Genomic DNA, 274 nt, shown 5'->3' with positions numbered 1-274 from the left:
AATACCTGTTTTTAATGAATACATTAAGTAGGCGCATAATAAAACCTGGACTAGATCACCGGCACTACTGAGTAATAACGCATAGCGTGGCTCTGCTAAACTAAAGAAATAACCACCAATTAAAGCACCACCAATCGCACCAAAATGCATCAATACAGAAAACAAACCAATAATAGATAAATGCTTAGTTTGTTGCTCTAATCGCAGTGCAAATGGGTATATAAGTAGGTAACTTGCCTTTAGCACCAACATAAGTTGATAGTAAATCCAAAAC

General features: G+C 36.1%; 1 pseudogene. It reads right to left on the bottom strand.

What is annotated here, in order from left to right:
• Window positions 1-274, bottom strand: a pseudogene (locus SB765_RS29540) (MFS transporter); the annotation flags it as partial.

The sequence above is a fragment of the Pseudomonas sp. SIMBA_067 genome (assembly GCF_046534675.1).
Lineage (GTDB): Bacteria > Pseudomonadota > Gammaproteobacteria > Pseudomonadales > Pseudomonadaceae > Aquipseudomonas > Aquipseudomonas putida.
Note: the sequence above shows the minus strand (reverse complement) of the source record. Positions and strands in the feature narration are given on the sequence as shown.